The organism is Sphingomonas sp. A2-49 (assembly GCF_025548555.1).
Lineage (GTDB): Bacteria > Pseudomonadota > Alphaproteobacteria > Sphingomonadales > Sphingomonadaceae > Sphingomonas.
Map to the genome: position 1 here is coordinate 1 of NZ_JAJLPA010000007.1, position 16,510 is coordinate 16,510.

The 16,510-nt window shown below is 64.7% G+C and carries 16 protein-coding genes; 7 read left to right on the top strand and 9 right to left on the bottom strand.

The features are described from left to right. Positions 1–16: 16 nt before the first annotated feature. Positions 17–628, bottom strand: coding sequence for an FxDxF family PEP-CTERM protein (locus LPN01_RS08275; protein WP_262827907.1), 612 nt, complete (start codon positions 626–628; stop codon positions 17–19). Positions 629–837: 209 nt separating this feature from the next. Next, positions 838–1,407: an FxDxF family PEP-CTERM protein gene (locus LPN01_RS08280; protein WP_262827908.1), complete on the bottom strand. Its 570-nt coding sequence runs from the start codon at positions 1,405–1,407 to the stop codon at positions 838–840. Here LPN01_RS08280 and LPN01_RS08285 point away from each other — a divergent pair. Continuing rightward, positions 1,406–1,825, top strand: a complete 420-nt coding sequence (locus LPN01_RS08285) for a hypothetical protein (protein WP_262827909.1) — start codon at positions 1,406–1,408, stop codon at positions 1,823–1,825. The two genes, LPN01_RS08280 and LPN01_RS08285, sit on opposite strands and share 2 nt — an antisense overlap. Positions 1,826–1,914: 89 nt before the next feature. Here LPN01_RS08285 and LPN01_RS08290 read toward each other — a convergent pair whose 3' ends face one another. Further along, positions 1,915–2,127, bottom strand: a complete 213-nt coding sequence (locus LPN01_RS08290; protein WP_262827910.1) for a hypothetical protein — start codon at positions 2,125–2,127, stop codon at positions 1,915–1,917. 188 nt (positions 2,128–2,315) lie between these two features. Between LPN01_RS08290 and LPN01_RS08295 the strand changes: the two genes are divergently transcribed. Further along, positions 2,316–3,083 (top strand): GGDEF domain-containing protein, encoded by a 768-nt coding sequence (locus LPN01_RS08295; RefSeq protein ID WP_262827911.1) that lies wholly within the window; start codon positions 2,316–2,318, stop codon positions 3,081–3,083. After that, positions 3,080–3,328 (top strand): diguanylate cyclase domain-containing protein, encoded by a 249-nt coding sequence (locus LPN01_RS08300; RefSeq protein WP_262827912.1) that lies wholly within the window; start codon positions 3,080–3,082, stop codon positions 3,326–3,328. Before LPN01_RS08295 ends, LPN01_RS08300 begins: the two co-directional genes overlap by 4 nt. 1,236 nt (positions 3,329–4,564) lie before the next feature. Here the strand turns inward: LPN01_RS08300 and LPN01_RS08305 are convergent. Then, positions 4,565–4,747 carry a hypothetical protein gene (locus LPN01_RS08305; RefSeq protein WP_262827913.1) on the bottom strand — a complete coding sequence of 61 codons (183 nt, stop codon included), beginning with the start codon at positions 4,745–4,747 and terminating at the stop codon, positions 4,565–4,567. A 160-nt stretch (positions 4,748–4,907) separates the two neighbouring features. Between LPN01_RS08305 and LPN01_RS08310 the strand changes: the two genes are divergently transcribed. Further along, entirely contained in the window at positions 4,908–5,228 is a 321-nt protein-coding gene (locus tag LPN01_RS08310; protein WP_262827914.1) for a hypothetical protein, read from the top strand. Positions 5,229–5,711: 483 nt separating this feature from the next. Here the strand turns inward: LPN01_RS08310 and LPN01_RS08315 are convergent, their stop codons facing one another. The 3 genes from LPN01_RS08315 to LPN01_RS08325 are packed head-to-tail and all read right to left on the bottom strand — an operon-like array spanning position 5,712 to position 8,568. Further along, positions 5,712–7,235, bottom strand: a complete 1,524-nt coding sequence (locus LPN01_RS08315) for a carboxylesterase/lipase family protein (RefSeq protein WP_262827915.1) — start codon at positions 7,233–7,235, stop codon at positions 5,712–5,714. 29 nt (positions 7,236–7,264) lie between these two features. Beyond that, positions 7,265–8,164, bottom strand: coding sequence for an alpha/beta hydrolase family esterase (locus LPN01_RS08320; protein WP_262827916.1), 900 nt, complete (start codon positions 8,162–8,164; stop codon positions 7,265–7,267). A 32-nt stretch (positions 8,165–8,196) separates the two neighbouring features. Then, entirely contained in the window at positions 8,197–8,568 is a 372-nt protein-coding gene (locus tag LPN01_RS08325) for a hypothetical protein (RefSeq protein WP_262827917.1), read from the bottom strand. Positions 8,569–8,744: 176 nt separating this feature from the next. Here LPN01_RS08325 and LPN01_RS08330 point away from each other — a divergent pair, with 176 nt between their 5' ends. From LPN01_RS08330 to LPN01_RS08340, 3 genes are all read left to right on the top strand, one after another. Continuing rightward, positions 8,745–11,018, top strand: coding sequence for a TonB-dependent receptor (locus tag LPN01_RS08330; protein WP_262827918.1), 2,274 nt, complete (start codon positions 8,745–8,747; stop codon positions 11,016–11,018). 76 nt (positions 11,019–11,094) lie between these two features. Continuing rightward, positions 11,095–12,681 (top strand): AMP-binding protein, encoded by a 1,587-nt coding sequence (locus LPN01_RS08335; RefSeq protein ID WP_262827919.1) that lies wholly within the window; start codon positions 11,095–11,097, stop codon positions 12,679–12,681. A gap of 19 nt (positions 12,682–12,700) precedes the next feature. Beyond that, positions 12,701–13,390 (top strand): TetR/AcrR family transcriptional regulator, encoded by a 690-nt coding sequence (locus LPN01_RS08340; RefSeq protein WP_262827920.1) that lies wholly within the window; start codon positions 12,701–12,703, stop codon positions 13,388–13,390. A 97-nt stretch (positions 13,391–13,487) separates the two neighbouring features. On the opposite strand, the gene LPN01_RS08345 is transcribed toward LPN01_RS08340, so the two are convergent. Together LPN01_RS08345 and LPN01_RS08350 are read right to left on the bottom strand one after the other, a co-directional pair. Further along, a complete protein-coding gene (locus LPN01_RS08345; protein ID WP_316747195.1) occupies positions 13,488–15,113 on the bottom strand; it encodes a carboxylesterase/lipase family protein in 1,626 nt (541 codons plus the stop codon). A gap of 5 nt (positions 15,114–15,118) precedes the next feature. Beyond that, positions 15,119–16,432: a spinster family MFS transporter gene (locus tag LPN01_RS08350; protein WP_262827922.1), complete on the bottom strand. Its 1,314-nt coding sequence runs from the start codon at positions 16,430–16,432 to the stop codon at positions 15,119–15,121. Positions 16,433–16,510 lie beyond the last annotated feature (78 nt).

The window sequence follows — 16,510 nt, forward strand, 5'->3', positions numbered from 1 at the left end:
CCTGGAAGTCGGTGACTTAGGCGAACGTGACGGTCGTCGTGACGTTTCTGCGACGGCGACGCATCGCGAAGCCGACGACGCCCATGCCGAGGATCATCATCGCCCATGCGGCGGGCTCGGGTACCGCGGTCGCCGACGGGATGAAGCTCAGCTGGCCGCCGTAGGCGCCGCCGCCGCGCGAGAAGCCGTTCACCGTGATGGTGTTCAGCTGACCGCCGATGATCGGCACGCTGCTTGTGAACGCGACCTCGAAGAGGCCGTTGCTCAGCTTGGTGAGGCCCGCGAGCGTGCCGTTGACAAAGACCGACGTGAAGTCGAGGTCGTTGGGGCTGTTCGCGAAGGAGGCGCTGGTTGTGACGGTGCCGCTGCCCAGACCGCTGGTCGGGAGCGTGAACGTGAACAGGTCGGTGAAGGCGCCAGCGGCGATGCCCGAATTCCCGAAGTTCGCCGAGAAGGTGCCGTTGGGTCCCGGCGACGCCGTGAAATTTGGGCTTCCGACGGGGAAGGTGGTGGCCATGGCCGAGGGTGCGACTGCGAACGCGGCAACCGCCGCCAGCGTCGTGACGATCGTCTTATTCATGATGGAATCCCTTTGTCGTTCCGTGCTGCGTCGCAGCAAGGTCGGCATATACGAGGCGTCCCGAAACACCAAGTTTTGATTAACCAAGATCTTCGGCGGAAAAGGGGTGTCGCTGGTGCGCCAGCACCAAGGCAGGATACGACCGGCGCTGAAATGAGGGAGCCGCCGCCCGACTTCTCGGACGGCGGCTTCCTGCTTGGCCGATGGCCTAGTCCGATCCCCCGCCAGTCATCGGCAGGTCGGACGGCCCGTCGGGGTCACGCGGCGGCGGTCATCCGCTTGATCTTGGCGTCGAACTTCTTGTTCGAGCGGCGCATGGCGAAGCCGACCGCGCCCATGCCGAGGATCATCATCGCCCAGGCGGCCGGCTCCGGGACCGCAGACGGGATGAAGCTCAGCTGGCCGCCGTAGGCGCCGCTGCCGCGCGATACGCCGGTGACGGTCAGGGTGTTGAGGCTGCCCCCCGTGATCGGGACGCCGCCGGCGAAGGCGACTTCGAAGAGGCCTCCCTCAAGCTTGGTCAGCGTGGCCGCCACGTTGTTGATCGTGACCGACGTGAAGTCAGTGTCGTTCGGGCTGCCGAAGATGGAGGCGCTCGTCGAAACCGTCCCGCTGCCGAGGCCATTGGCGGGAAGCGTGAAGGTGAAGCTGTCCGAGAAGTCGCCGGCTGCGATGCCCGAGTTGCCGAAATCGGCCGAGAAGGTGCCGTTTGGACCTGGCGACCCGGTGAAGTTGGGGCTGCCGACTGGGAACGTCGTCGCCGACGCCGAGGGTGCTGCCGCGAATGCAGCGACCGCCGCCATCGTCGCCAGAATGGTCTTCTTCATGTTCGAACTCCTGTTACGCGCTTGCTTGACGAGCCGCCTCGATCGGCAGGCTGCAGGAGAGGTAACGCTCGTCGAATGCCGTGTTAACAAGGGATTAATCTGGTCCGACGACCGTATCGTCCCGGCTGCTCCAATTCGAAACAGATGCGAAATCGTTCCCGGAAAACCGCTATTAAGCCGGATCATCCTGTGGAGGGTCGGACCGTCGTTGATCCATGGTTGCGACGTGGCGCAGGCGTTCGGCCTGGGCGGCGAAGATCGACGCCAGGTTCAGGTTTGCCACCCGGGCAGGGAGGCTGGCGGACTTGGCTGCGCGCGACAGGTGCACCTCTGCCTTGGCGGCGCATCGCGCCGCTTCGTCGCCTTCGACCATTGCATGACTCCGATCGGGTTGAATCCCGTGAGCGTGCAGAACTGACGAAGGTAGGAGGCGTATCCGAGCGTACGTGGCCAGGCCGATCTGATGATAGCGACGGCGTGTGTGCCGTCGCTGACCGGCACGGCCCGTTAACCCGATATCGGCGACGGGGAATCGGCCGGATCGCGGCGCATGAGCGGTTCGCCAGGTGTGGCGGGCGGTTCCCCGTCACCATCGCCGGCGTCGGTCGCGCAGATGACCATCCGCAGCATTAGCTCCTCCGGCGTCGTCTTCAGTTCGGCGGCTGCCCGCTCGATGAGACGGTGCACGCCCGCGGCGCGCGCGAAGTCACTGATCGGCATGGATGATCCCCTTGCCACGTTCCTATCGCGGACGGATTGACGCTTCGTTGACGTAAGGCTCGCAAGGTCGTTCATCACAGGCGATAGCTCGACCAGCTTGGAAGCAGATGCTGCGGTGGCTTTGGCGATCTCCTTTACCTTTATGACCTACTTCCGACTCCTCTGACGGTGTCCAGCAGGAATTTGAGATGTTTGCTCGCAACCTCGCGCTGCAACCGGCTGCGCCGGTCGACGTGCGTGCCCCCTCAGGGCCGGGGTATGAAGCGTTGCGGCTGCTCGACGTGAACAGGCTGGAGCACAGCGTCGGCAACTTCGCTGTCGCCGCGCGCTACGTCGCAGACGGGAGGGGCATGGTGGCGATGGCTATCCATGCCATCGCGATGGAGGGAAGGGCGCTGACGCAGAGCGACTTCGATCGCATTCTCACCGTGGAACGGCGCCTCGCGAAGGACGGTGCGCCGGACTTGAATGACCCTGACCATGCAGCGCTGCGCCATCAGATGCTGGAGCTAGCGGCGCTGGCGGGGGATGCCGCAAGCCACTCCTCGACGTTCGGCGACGACCTGTCGGCCGGCCTCGTTGACTTGATTGATGGTGCAGTGCCGATCGAGACGATCGTGCGCGGCATGGTCGAGCGCACCCGGAGCATCGAAGCCGAGCTGCGCTCTGCTTCGAGGCGGATTGAGGAACTGAGGGAGCAGGTTGAGACGTCCCGCGACGATGCCCAACGCGACGCGCTCACGGGGCTGCTCAACCGACGCGGAGCGCTTCACGAGCTCGCTGTCCGCCGTTCGGCAGTCGGCGTGGTCGCGGTTTGCGATGTGGACCACTTCAAATCGATCAACGATCGGTTTGGTCACGCGGTGGGCGATCGGGTCTTGAAGGGGGTGGCGTCATCGTTGGCGGAAAGTGTTGGCGTTCACACCGTCGCGCGTGGGGTGGCGAGGAGTTCGTGATCATCGCCGACGGGCTGAACATGGTGGACGCCGGCGTGTTGCTTGACCGGACGCGTGCCGATCTCGAGGCTCGCACCTTCCGCCTGCGCGATTCGGCAGAGCCTCTCGGCACCTTGACCATTTCGATGGGAGCGGCCCTGCTAGGTGGCGTTCAATCCGATGCTGCGATCGAGGCGGCCGACCGGCTGCTCTATAAGGCGAAGCGGGCGGGTCGGAATCGGGTGGCGTTGCCTCTGGGGCACTAAATGGAAACGACGCGCGGCGGATTGGCGCCGAAGCGGGTCGTCGGCGCCAAGAGAGGGGGCGATCCTCGGATCCGGTCCTTCCGGCTGCAGCCTGAACGATCGAATCTACTAGGGCTATCCTGCTCCGGATCGACCGGCCGGCTATCACCCGAGCCTTGCCGGCAGGGGGCTATGCGCCATCAGCCGATCCGTCGGCAAAAGTTGCCGGCGGAATTTCAGGATGACGGCTTGGGAATAAGGCAAAGGGCACTGTCAAACCTAACGTACCGGTTGGCGCCGAAAGCGAGCCAAAGTCTTATTAAGCCGCTCGACGTATCTCGTGATGGCTGTCAGTGCTGCGAAGCGTCCAGCTTTTCAGGGTGTAACGCCGTTTTCCTGCCCGATGCAGGCTGGCGAAGCAGAAACTCGCCCTCGTTACGTCCAGTGCAGTTGCTTTTACAGCACCCCCTCGTCACGCCGAGGCTTCACGCCTAGGGCACTGCCCTATGGTAAAAACCTTGTTAAGATACTCGGTCGTATTCTCGCATTGCCATTCGATGTTCCAGCCTCGTCAAGTAGGCCTGTAGCCTCGTTTTCTCCCCGCCTTCTTCCAATCGAGACATTTTTAGGCGCGCGTCATCGATCGCGGCTCGTAACTCATTCGTAATCATGATTTTCGCCTTCAGCGCTGCCGTCACAGCGATCTGACAATGCGTCAGTTCCGGGACACAGGTTAAAACGGCCCCAAAAGTCGGTGAGCGATCTGGCGGGCGAGGTGAGATGATTGTGTTGTTGGCGCGCTGCCCCCAGCCTGGGCCGATCGACGGCGCGCCGCGCCGATGTCTCGTTAGGGACTACTGCCTTTGCCCCGTCTAAGCAGATGCCCAGGTCGGTCCGCTGCTCGCGGTGAAGGGTGGCGCTGGGGTAGGCGCATTGAACCGGGCAGGGATGTCCGCTAACCCGAATTATCAGCATGCCGACTCCGAGCATTGTGCTGACCGACAGTCGATAGAAAGCTGCCGCTTTGTCGAAAGCTTTTCATGCCGACCGACGACGCGGGCGCATCCCCATACCTTCAGTCGCCGGTTACGGTCGCTCAAGCGCACGTTGATGGACGAGCGCACGGCCAAGCTTACGGGCAGGTCGACGGTGCCGAATGCCCCTATTTCGCCGGATCTTTAGAACACGCGGCGTGGCACCGGGGTTATAGACTGGGGTGTGATGACCGATTGCGCGGCGAGAATTGACGGTGGCGATCTACGTGGCGCGGACACCCGGTTGATCGCCTGTGATTACGGCCGCTCCACAATCGTAGAGGTTGGCTGCCTCGATGAGCTCGGAGGCACGGCGCTTCATCACGGCGGCGTCGACCACATCGCACCGGTGCGCGGCGGCATGCAGGCAGGCGAGTGCCTCGGTCCGTAATTCGTCGATGTCCATTTTGCCAATATGGCTGACCGCTGTTGAGGGTTCCCCGACAATGGGGGTTAACGCGGCGGTAGCTGCTCGGCGCTCGTCACTTCGAGCTTTCGAGTAGGTGAATTAAACGCCTCCGCTGCCCGGGGTAGCGCCCGACAGAGTGACCCGATATCAATAGACAATGGGTGAGATCGAGAGACTAGTCCCTGCGGACATTATCGAGCAGTGGGTCTTTCACCTGAGGCGTCAGCGCTCTCGCGCGCAAGACGCTATCTGGCTACTGGATGAAGGCTGGTCCATTCATGACGGGCGCTATGGTGTCGCCACTGCTGATGCGAGTGCCCGATGGCGAGCTGAGTACGAAGCCGTGATCGACGAGGTAAACAAGCTTCTCGAACTGTACGACCGGATAAACCTCCGCACTTCTGAGTACATTGCTGTTGAAAAGAAAAAAGGACGCAGATCGACTGACCCGCGCCCGAAGAAGCAAGGCATCAAGTAGGTGCACCGATCATGGCTCGTCGGCTTGTCATACCCGATCCGATCGACGTGCTCCTGCCGCCCATCGTTCGCTCGCGGTTGACCGTCGTGAGCTAACGCACGCAGGGCCCGGATGGCATCAGCTCGAGACAAGCACGGGCGAGCGCGTGAGACACGGCGTCGATCTGATCGTCGCACCACAAGCTGAACGGATGACCGAGGTTAGTGCGCGGCTCTGCAACCTTTGAATGACCGGATATGGGTCTTCTGGGCAATGTTTCCCGGCAACGTCCGTCACGCGGGTAGATAGGCGTTGAAACGGGACCCCACTGTCCGGCAGCGCAACTAATTGTTTGGAGTACCAGATCTAGATTTGAGGGGGTCCCTGTCGGCGCCGTTCAGTACCCCTTCTAGCGGACATCTCGCGTTCAAACTGAGAGCGTTGAGGCGGTATAGGTAGGGTCCCGTTTCGACGCCTATTATAGGCTGAGAGTGAGGGCGATGCTCATGGGCGCGGCATCGCCGCCCATTTGCGACGCGCGTCCGCCATCGCCGCCGCCTTCGTCTGCTCGCGCACCGGTGACAGGCGCGCGGCCTCGGTCTTCGTGCTGACAAATAGATATGCGGTAGGCAGCGTCCTTACCTGCGGCCAACGTGGGCTGCCATCGCCGTTGGGATCGCCGGTGCGGGCGAAGCGGACCCAGTAATCGCCCATCATCTTCGACACCGCCCTATCCTGCGCGTCCCAGCGGTGCTCGACCGGTTTGGTGCCAAAGACATATTCCAGCTCGCCGCCATGATCCGTGCCCGCCGCGGTGGCGCGCTGGTCGATCGGCACCTGATCGAAGTAATAGACGAACGCCGCGTGCCGCGCCGTCGCATGCTGGTCTGCGAGCGCGAACGAGGGGAGGACGAAGCCCGCATCCTCCGCGAGGTCGATCGCCGCGGTAGCAGCGGGCTTGCCGGTCATCGCGACATAGCCGTCGAGCAATGGTTGGAAATCGCTGCCAAGCAAGCCCTTCGCCGCCGCCTCGGTCATCCCGCCAAGGCTCGATTCGTTCGAATTGCCGCCAATGATGAGCGGCACCGACGCCTCGGTAGCACGGTAGAAGGGCTCGCCGGGGCTGTGGACGACGACCTTGCCGTCGATGAACGGCATGGCGCGGCCGTTTCTCACCACCTCGGAGAGCGGCGCGCCAGGCAATTGGTCGGCAGTGGCGTTGGGCAGGCCGATGCTCGCCGCCCACTTCTGCCCGACCGCCTCCGCATTGAGCGCGACGCCGCGGATCGGGAACAGCGCGCTGCCGCCCGCCCCCGATTGGGAGATGGCCTTGTGGAAAAGGCCCTTTGCAGTAGGCGAATCCATCAGGATTTGGACGCTGCCCGCACCCGCCGACTCTCCCAAGACGGTGACGTTGCTGGCGTCGCCATCGAACGCCGAGGCGTTGCGCTTCACCCATTCGAGCGCCGCGATCTGGTCCATGATCGCGTAATTGCCGAGGCGGCCGTCCGGGTCCTCCCGGGTCAGCGCCGGATGCGCGAAGAAGCCGAGGCGGCCGAGGCGATAGTTGATCGTGACGATTACCGCGCCGCGGCTGGCAAGGCCGGCACCATTGTACAGCGACACGCCCGCGGCGCCATAGGTGAAGCCGCCGCCATGGATGAAGACCATGACCGGGTATCTGCCCGCCCGCGCCGGCCGCCAGACGTTGAGGAACAGGCAATCCTCGCTCTGGGGCCCGACCTGCGCCCAGGGTTCCTTATGCTCGGGTCCCTGCGGACAAGCCGCGCCAAAGTGCGTGACGTCGCGGCTGCCCTGCCACGGCGCGGGTTTCGCCGGCGGCCGCCAGCGTAGCGGCCCGACCGGCGGCGCGGCATAGGGGATGCCCTTGAAGACGAGCGTCTCGCCAGCTTTCGTCCCCCGCACCGTACCAGTGTCGATCGTCACCCGCATCTGCTGCGCGGTGGCGGTGTCGGCCAGTAGCGTCGCTGCCAGCGCCGCGGCGCGGGTCATCCCCTTGATCGTCATCGCTCTCCCTCTCCCGTTATCGCGTTCGCTCACAGGTTGAACACATGCTCCCAGATGTAGGCGGCGATGTCGATTGGGGCGGTGTAGGCGCCGGTGTAGCCCAGCCCGACATAGCCCGAGTAAAGGACGTGCGGGCCGTCCGCTTTCGTCACCAGCCCGATCTTCACGCCCCCGTTGCAGGTGAAATATTCTCCCGCGCGGGATCCCGTGGGCAGCTGCGTGCGGGTCAGCGCATCGCTGCATCCGTCGATCCGCTTCCAGGCGGCAAGGCTGGCCTTCGCGCCCTGCACGCCTAGCGGCACGCCGGCGACGGTGTCGGGAAGCGGCGGGGTGGATGATCCGTGATAGGCGATCGTCTTGTCGGCGGTTCCGGCGATCTCGGTCACGCCGATGGGCTTGGCGGGGCGGCAGTCGGGTGCGTTGAGCGGGAAGGATACCGAGGCGACTGCGCGGACGACGTCGGCCGCCTCGCACGCCATCCGCTGCGCCATCGCGCCGCCGTTAGACAGGCCGGTGACGAAGACGCGGGTGTCGTCGATGTTGGCGCGGCCCTTCATCGTCGCGATCACCAAGCGCAAAAAACCCACGTCGTCGATCCGCGTCGCATCGGCGACGGCGCAGCAGCCGTAGGCGTTCCAGCTGACCGCGATCCCCTGCGGCCAGACCGCGATGAAGCCGCGCTTGTCCGATTCCTGCAGCTGTCCCGAATATTGCCGTTCGTTGTTGGCGGTGTCGGTGAATCCGTGAAGGTCGAGCAGCAGCGGCACTGCCGTGTCGCCGGCATAGCTGGCGGGGACATGGACCAGATCGTTGCGCGGCAGGCCGCCGATCATCGCGACGATCGTATAGTCGCCGGGCGTCAGGCAATTGGTCGCGCACGGTGCCGCGCTCGCGACGCTGCCGAATCCCATGGCGACGACGAATGCCAAAGCGGCGCTCCACAGACGTATTAGACGGTTAGTCATGGTCGGTCCTCTCCTTTGGTATCGGCTGGTGCCGCATCGAAGCGGCTGGGCATGACGGTCGCCATTTTTACCGCCGTCGGGCGCGGCGGCAGCGGCGTCAGGCCGCCGTCCTCGCGTAGTTCGGGCGGCAGCGGCGGATCGGTGAATGTCTTGCGCATCACGACGCGTGGCGGCGTTGACGACGTCGCTGTCGGCGAGAGGTCTGCGCCGGTGCGGATCACGGGGGTCGGGGCGGGGGAGACGTTGCCCGGCAAGACGGCGACGCGCCGATCGTCCTGTGGCTTAGGACGCTCGGAACAGCCGATCAATGAAACTGAAATAAGCGCCACCCCGCCAACGCGCAAACGGCGCGCTGCTGCACAGGTCATGCGGGGTGCATTAAGCATCGTCCTCTCGTGCCCGTCGGGTGGGCCCGACCATAGCTACACGCTAACACAAAATTCCACGTTCACTAGACCAATAATGAAAGTTGACAGATTGGCGGGCTCGGTGTCACTCAAGGCTCTGACGCGCCGCAGAGCGCGACATTCAGAGAGGACGATTAATGCGCATGTTCCTGCTGTCGGCGTCAGTGATCGCCGTGATGACCTCAGGCGCCACCTATGCCCAGGTCGGCCCGGCCGAATCGCCCGCCACTGCTTCCCAGAAGACGCCGCAGGCGTCTCAGAACCCGGTCGACGCGGCCGATCCCAATTCGATCCCAGGCGATACGGATACTGGCACCGACATCGTCGTCACCGCAGAACGCCGCTCTACCAGCCTGCAGCGCACCGGCGTCGCCGCGTCGGTGCTGACCGGCGAGGATTTGATTCGCAAGAGCGTGAATACCGTCGAACAGCTCCAGTTCTCGACGCCGTCGCTCACGGTCAACACGTCGGGGCAGGCGAACAGCTTCAACATCCGCGGCATCGGCAAGTCGGAAATCTCGAGCTCGGTCGGCGTCGGCGTCGTGACCTATCGCGACGGCGTGCCGGTGTTCCCGGGCTATTTCCAAAGTGAGCCCTATTACGACATCCAGTCGGTCGAGGTGCTGCGCGGGCCGCAGGGCACGTTCGCGGGCGGAAATGCGACCGGCGGTGCGGTGTTCATCACCGAAACCAACCCGACGCTCGACACGGTCAAGGGCTTCGCGACCGCGCAATACGGCAATTTCAACCAGCTGAAGGCGCAGGGAGCGATCAACCTGCCGCTTGGCGACACGCTGGCGATCCGCGTCGCCACCAATCTGGAAAAGCGCGACACCTTTTTCACCGTTACGGGACCGTGGACGGGCAATCCCGGCAACCTCAATTCGATCAGCGGCCGCGCCAGCCTGCTCTGGCAGCCCGACAGCCATCTGCGCCTGCTGGTGAAGGGGGACTATAACAAGATCAACGTCGGCGGTTATCCGAACAGCCCCGCCTATTTCGGCAGCGCCAATGCGCCGACGCTGAACACCAGCGATCCGTTCACCGTCGGCAGCAACACCTATTTGTCCGGGCAGGACGAGTTCGGGCGTATCTCGGCCAACCTCAGCTATACGTTCGACAGCGGCCTTATCATACGGTCGATCAGCGCGTTCCAGAAGGGTACGTTGCAGGAAACGATCGACGCGGACGGCACCGCCACGGCCAACAACACGTTCCAGGATTTCGCCAACGAGCATATCTGGTCTCAGGAGGTGAACATCATCTCGCCCGATACCGGGCGGTTCACTTGGCTGCTCGGCGGCTTCTATCAATACGACAAATACGAATTCCCGGTCGGCAACGGCTATGTCTCGCTATCACCGGCGGGGGTCGTCCGCTCGCTGCGGATCGAGGGCACGAACCCGCACACCGCCACCGCGGCGTTCGGCCAGATCGGCTACAAGCTGACCGATGGGCTGCAAATGACGCTGGGCGCGCGCTGGTCGCGCACTACGTCGCGCAACGACGTCAACTATCCGATCGAGTTGTTCCTCGGGGCGCTGCCGACGTTCAAGACGACGCTGGTCCAGCACGATTTCAACGCCAATGACAACGTCGATGCCAAGCTGGCGTTGAACTGGACGATCAACGCCGATCATTTCCTGTACGCCTTCGTCGCGACGGGGACCAAGGCGGGGGGGCTCAACGGCGCCAATCTGTTCGGCACGACGCCGCGCGGCTTCCTGCCCGAGAAGGTCACCGATTATGAGCTGGGGTGGAAGGGCACATTGCTGAACGGCCACCTGCGCACCCAGCTAGGCGGCTATTACAACGTTTACCGCAAGTTCCAGGTGCTGATCGTCGATCCCGCGACGCCAAATTTCACGTCGCTGTTCAATGTGCCGCGCCCGACCAAGCTTTATGGTCTGGAAGCCTCGGCACAAGGGTCGTTCGGCAATTTTCTGGTCGATTTCTCTACCTCGGTATCGAAGTCCGAACTGGGCGAATTCTTCGCGCGCGATCCGCGCAAGGGCACGACCGGGGTCTGCGATGCGGTCAACGGTCCAGCGACCGCGGCGGGTTGCATCAATCTGGGCGGGCGTCGCCAACCCTATGCGCCGCTATTCACGCTGAGCGCAGGCGCTCAATATGCCATCCCCGTGGCGGAAGGCCTCACGCTGACGCCGCGGCTTGACTATGCGCAAATCTCGGCGGTGTGGGGGACGCTGTTCCAGGCGGCGGCGCTAGGCGATTACCTGAAGGCGCGCAACATCGTGAACGCGCAATTGACGCTCGACAATGGAACCTGGTCGATCGCCGGGTTCAGCACCAACCTCACCGACCAACATTACATCGGGTCGCTGAACGGCATCCGTCGGCTGGCCGCTGCGCCGCGCCAGTACGGCATCCGCGTCAGCACTAAGTTCTGATGCGTGCCGGGCGCGATGTTTCACGATCGCGCCCGGCACGCTGCCCCGTTTCCGGCGCACCTTTGAAAGACCCGTCATGACCCCCGGATCGATGCAGCCCTATGCGCTGACGCTCGACAAGTTCATCGACCATGCGGCCAGATGGCACGGCGCGACCGAAGTCGTGACCGGCGGCGACGGCAGCAGCGAACGGATTGGCTATGCCGCGCTCCGTACCCGCGCCAATCGGCTTTCTGGCGCGTTTGCCGCACTGGGTCTGCAGGCCGGCGACAACCTCGCAACATTGGCGTGGAACAGTCAGGCGCACATGGAATGCTGGTATGGCGCGATGGGGACGGGAATCGTGTGTCACACGCTCAATCCTCGCCTCGCGCCAGCGCATCTGGCGGCGATGATCCATCAGGCGGGTAATCGCGTGCTGGCGGTGAGCCCCGGTCTTGCGTCGCTGATCGAGGACCTGCTGCAACGCTGCCCGTCGATCGCGCACGTCGTGCTGTTCGACGAACCCGGCGGCGCGCACCCCACGCCGGTCACCGATCGTGCGCGCGTCTGGCGGATGGAAGACCTGCTCGACCGGCATGGCGCGCCGATGCCATGGGGTGGTTTCGACGAGACCGCTCCCGCCGGACTGTGCTTTACCTCCGGCACCAGCGGCGCGCCGAAGGGGGTGACCTATACGCATCGATCGAATTACCTGCATACGACGCACCTGCTTGCCGCTGACGTCGTCGGCATTACCGCGCATGACGCGGTGTTGGTCGCGGTGCCGATGTTTCACGCCAACGGCTGGGGCTTTGCCTTCGCAGGCCCGGCAGCGGGAGCAAAGCTGGTGCTGCCGGGCCGCAACCAGGACGGAGCCAGCCTGGCGCGGCTCATCAACGAAGAGGGTGTGACCGTTGCAGCGGGGGTCGCCACCGTGTGGCTTGGCCTGGTCGACCATCTTGAAAAGACGGGAGGCGACGTGTCGTCGCTCAACCGCATCCTGCTGGGCGGGTCGTCAGTCCCGCAAGCGCTGATGGACCGGCTGGAAGCACGCCTCGGCGTCACCATCCAGACGAGCTGGGGGATGACCGAATTGTCGCCCGTCGGCACTGTGACGCCGGCCAATGCCACCATCCGTGCCTCCCATCTGTCGGGCCGTCCGCCGATGGGCGTCGACCTGCGCCTGACCGACGATGCCGGCGAGCCGCTGCCCGACCAGCGCGGCAGCGAGGGCCGGCTGTGGGTCAAGGGGGCGAGCGCGGTCGAGCGCTATTTCGGGCAGGATGCCGTCGCGACCGATGCCGACGGCTGGTTCGACACCGGCGACCTCGCGCGGATCGACGCGTCCGGCAACCTGTCGATCACCGGCCGCGCCAAGGACCTGATCAAATCGGGTGGCGAATGGATCAACCCCGGCGAGATCGAGGCGATCGTCGGTGCCCTGCCGGAGGTGGCGCTGGTCGCCGTGGTCGGTCGCGCCCATCCCCGCTGGGGCGAACGCCCGGTGCTCGTCATCGAGGAGCGGCAGGGTGCGGTGCTGACGGACGAGGCGCTGCTTGGGGCGCTTCGCGGGCGGATCGCCAGCTGGTGGATGCCGGATGCCATCGTCCGCGTGCCCACGATGCCGCTAGCCCTGACCGGCAAGATCGACAAGATGCGCTTGCGGGCCGACCATGGCTGAGGCCATGGGTGGAACCGCCATGACCGATGTATCCACCCGATCGAAACGCCGCCCGACCAAGAAGGCCGATCAGCGCGCGGCGACGATGGAACAGATCTTCGACGCCGCCGAATCCCTGTTCGCCCAGCGCGGGCTGTATGGCGTGACGCTGAAGGAGGTGGCGCAGCAGGTGGGCGTCCACCAGTCGCTGCTGCACTATTACTTCAAGGACAAGAAGGAGCTGTTCGACGCGGTCATCGCCCGCCGCGCGCCAGTGACGATCGAGCGCCGGCTGGCGACGCTGGATGCCTACGAACGCGAGGCGGCGGGCAAGCCGACGGTCGAGGGCGCACTCCACGCCTATCTCGACGCCGATCTCGATCTCTACGGCAACGGTGACATCGGCTGGCGCAACTTCGGCATGCTCGGCGCGCAGATGAGCAACACCGCCGAATGGGGCGCTGACCTGATGGACACCCATTTCGACGCGGTCGTGCTGCGGTTGATCGCAATCCTTAAACAGGCGCTGCCCGGCTGTGCCGAAAGAGATCTGTTCTGGGGATATCACTTCGTGACAGGCGGACTGATGCTGTCGCTGGGGCGGACCGGCCGGATCGACAAATTGTCAGGCGGCCTGTGCCGGTCGGAGGATTTTGCGGCGATCAAGGCGCGGATGGCGCGCTTCATGGCGGCGGGGTTTATCGCGACCTGCGAGGCACGGGGGGAATAGCCCTTCCGGATCGAGCTGGTCGGTTCAACGCCGCGCATCAGCGCGCGACGGTACCCCCGTCATCCCGGGACACGTTCGGGATGACGGCGGCGCACCCTCACTCGCATCCCGCGACGGGCGGGGGCATTTCGGGTGCAGCGAGCCCGACGTTCCAGTTCCACCCGATGGTGCCCGTCGCCCGCCGGCGACACATCACCTTTTCGTTGAGCGCGAACATGCCGGGCAGCAGGTCGCGCCGCGTCTCCGGCATCGCGGCGAAATGCATGTAGCCGCGTTTCGCATCATAGGCCGGCCAGGGCGCCGCGGCTTTCGCGATCGGGCGGCCGTCGCGGACGAAGCTCGCCCAATAGTCCAGCATCGCATCGGACAGCGCGCGTTCTCCGGCCGCCGTGGGAATTTTAGGCCAGCGCGGCGGTGTCGCGGTCAAGGTGCCAAATACATAAGGGAGCTCGCTGGCGTGGAAGGCATGCAGGTCGGCCGCGTCCATTGCCGGATAGCCGTGATCGAAAAGGTAGAGATAGGAAGGCTTGCCCAGTGCAGCCTGCTTGTGGACCAGCCTTTCCGCCGTCCAGCCGTACAGGGCGTCGCGCGTCGCAGCGAGGATGCTCTCCGGATAGGTCGCCGCCGGATACTGTCCCAGGAACGCATCGGACAGGTCGCCGTACTTGGCCCTGATCGCCGCTTCGTACACGGCGGCATCCTTTGGCGATTTCGGCGCCAACATGCGCAGCGAGCGGATCTCGCCCTCATTGAAGCCGGCGAGCACTGGCACGGGGGCCTGTCTGCCCTGATCGAAGGCATCGACCATCTGCCGCGGCAGCAGCGCGCCGTCGACCACGCCGAAAGGGACGAAACCCAGCTTCGCCGCGGTATCGGTTAGAGTCTGTGCGTCCAATGCCCGCAGGCTTGCGAGATCCGGCGTCTTCAGCGCGCCGGTCAGCAACCCGCCGCCGTTTTCCCATGCGAGCATCCCGAACACGGGCTTTCGCAATTCTGGCATCGAGATCATGTACGAACTCTGCGCGATCACCTTCGAAAACAGGCCGCGCGCCGCGGGCGACGTCATCAGGTACAGCGCGCTCAGCCCGCCGGCGGATTCGCCCGCGATGGTGACGTTGCGCTTATCGCCGCCGAACGCCGCGATGTTTTCCCTCACCCATGTCAGCGCGGCGATCTGGTCGCGCAGCCCGTAGTTACCCGACACGCCCTGTGCCTCGCCGCTCAGCCACGGATGTGCGAGCCAGCCGAGCACGCCCAGCCGATAGTTGATCGAGACGACGATGATGCCGTGCGCCGCCAGGTTGCGACCGTCGTACATCGCTTCGCGGCTGGAACCGGTGTTCAGCGCGCCGCCGTGTATCCAGACCATGACCGGTGCGTTCTTCGCATTGGCGGGAGTCCAGATGTTGAGCGTCAGACAGTCTTCGCTGACCGGCATTGGTACCCCGGAATAGACCGTGGCATTGGGTGCCTGCGGCTGCATGCAGGCCGGGCCGAAATCGGTGGCCGCGCGCGTGCCGGTCCATCGCGGCTGTAACACCGGCGCCTTCCAGCGCAGGTCGCCGACCGGCGGCTTTGCATAAGGGATGCCCTTGAACACCCGCAGCGTGCCATCCTTCGTGCCGCTGACCGTGCCGGCGGGGGCGGCGACGATGGGGCCCACCACGGCTGCTCCTCGCGCGAGCACGGGTACGGCGTTGGCCAGCGCCAGCGCGGTCAGCATGATCTTCATATCCTCGACTCCTGACGGTGCAGCGCGCGCGCCAGCCACAGAAACAGGCCGATCGCGATGACGTAGAAAGGCGTGAGCGTGTAGAGCGCCGACTGCAGCGGATTGGCCGCGCCGCCCGCCGCAAAATGATCGCTGGCCGCCCCGACCCAGGTCGGGCCAAGACCGAGGCCGATGAAGTTCATCACCAACAGCAGCAGCGCGCCGGCGAGCACGCGCTGGTTAGGCGCGGCCTCCTCCTGCACTAGCGTGACCGAGCAGGAGAGGTAGAAATAATTGAAAAACATCACCACCGTGAGCAACGCAAGCGCCAGCGGCCAGGTCGGTGCCCAGACGAAGGCGATATAGAACGGCATCGATACGGTCAGCGACACCGCGGGCGCGATCGCGAAGACCCGGCGCGATCCACGGCTGAAGCGATCGATGATCCGCCCCGATGCGATCATGCCGCCGCCCATGCCGACCACAATCGCCAGCGCGTACCAGATCGCGATCTCCGGCAGCGTCATGTTCTTCTCTCGGATCAGGAAGAGTACGGCGAAATTGCCAAGGCCGTAGGTGACGAACTGGGTCGCGCCGCTGCCGAACGCGGCCAGCGTCATCACCGGATTGGCGAAAAACGCGCGCAGTGTCGCCCAGAACGGCGCCTTGTCGACGATCGTCGCGGCACCCGGATCGGCGGCGCCGCGCACCGGCTCCGGCACCACCAGCGGCAGCGCGATGGCGGCGACGATGCCGACCGCCCCGATCGCGACGAATGCATCGCGCCAGTCGAACAGCGTCGCGATCGAGGCGCCGAGCGCGATCCCCAGCGCCGCACCGATCGGTGGTCCCAAATTATAGATGCCGAAGGCTACGCCGCGCCGCCCCGGGGCGAAGGTATCGGTGATGAGCGCATAGGACGGCGGCACGCCGCCAGCCTCGCCGAACCCGACCACCATGCGCGCGGCGACCAATTGCGGATAGGTACGCGCCATCCCACAGGCGATCGTCGCCGCGCTCCAGATCGCACAGGCGAGGGTCAGCACGCCGACCCGGCTGGTGCGATCAGCCAACCAGCTGACCGGGATCGCGATGAAGCAATAGAACATCGCGAAATATAGTCCGCCGATCAGCCCCAGCTGGCCATCGGTGATGTGCAGCGTATCCTGGATCGGTTTGGCGAGAATGCCGAGCAGTTGGCGATCGAGGAAGTTGAGCACGTAGACGAAGGTCAGCATTGCCAGCACGATGCCGGGATGCCGCGATCGTTGCTGCCGCGGATGTGCGCTACCAAGCGGGTCGGGCGCCGCCACGCTGTTAAGGGCCGTCATCACCTCTCCCACTGTATCGTGGCTATGGGGTCGAGGATGCGACACGCCGGGGTGTGAGTCAATCCACACTCACGTATG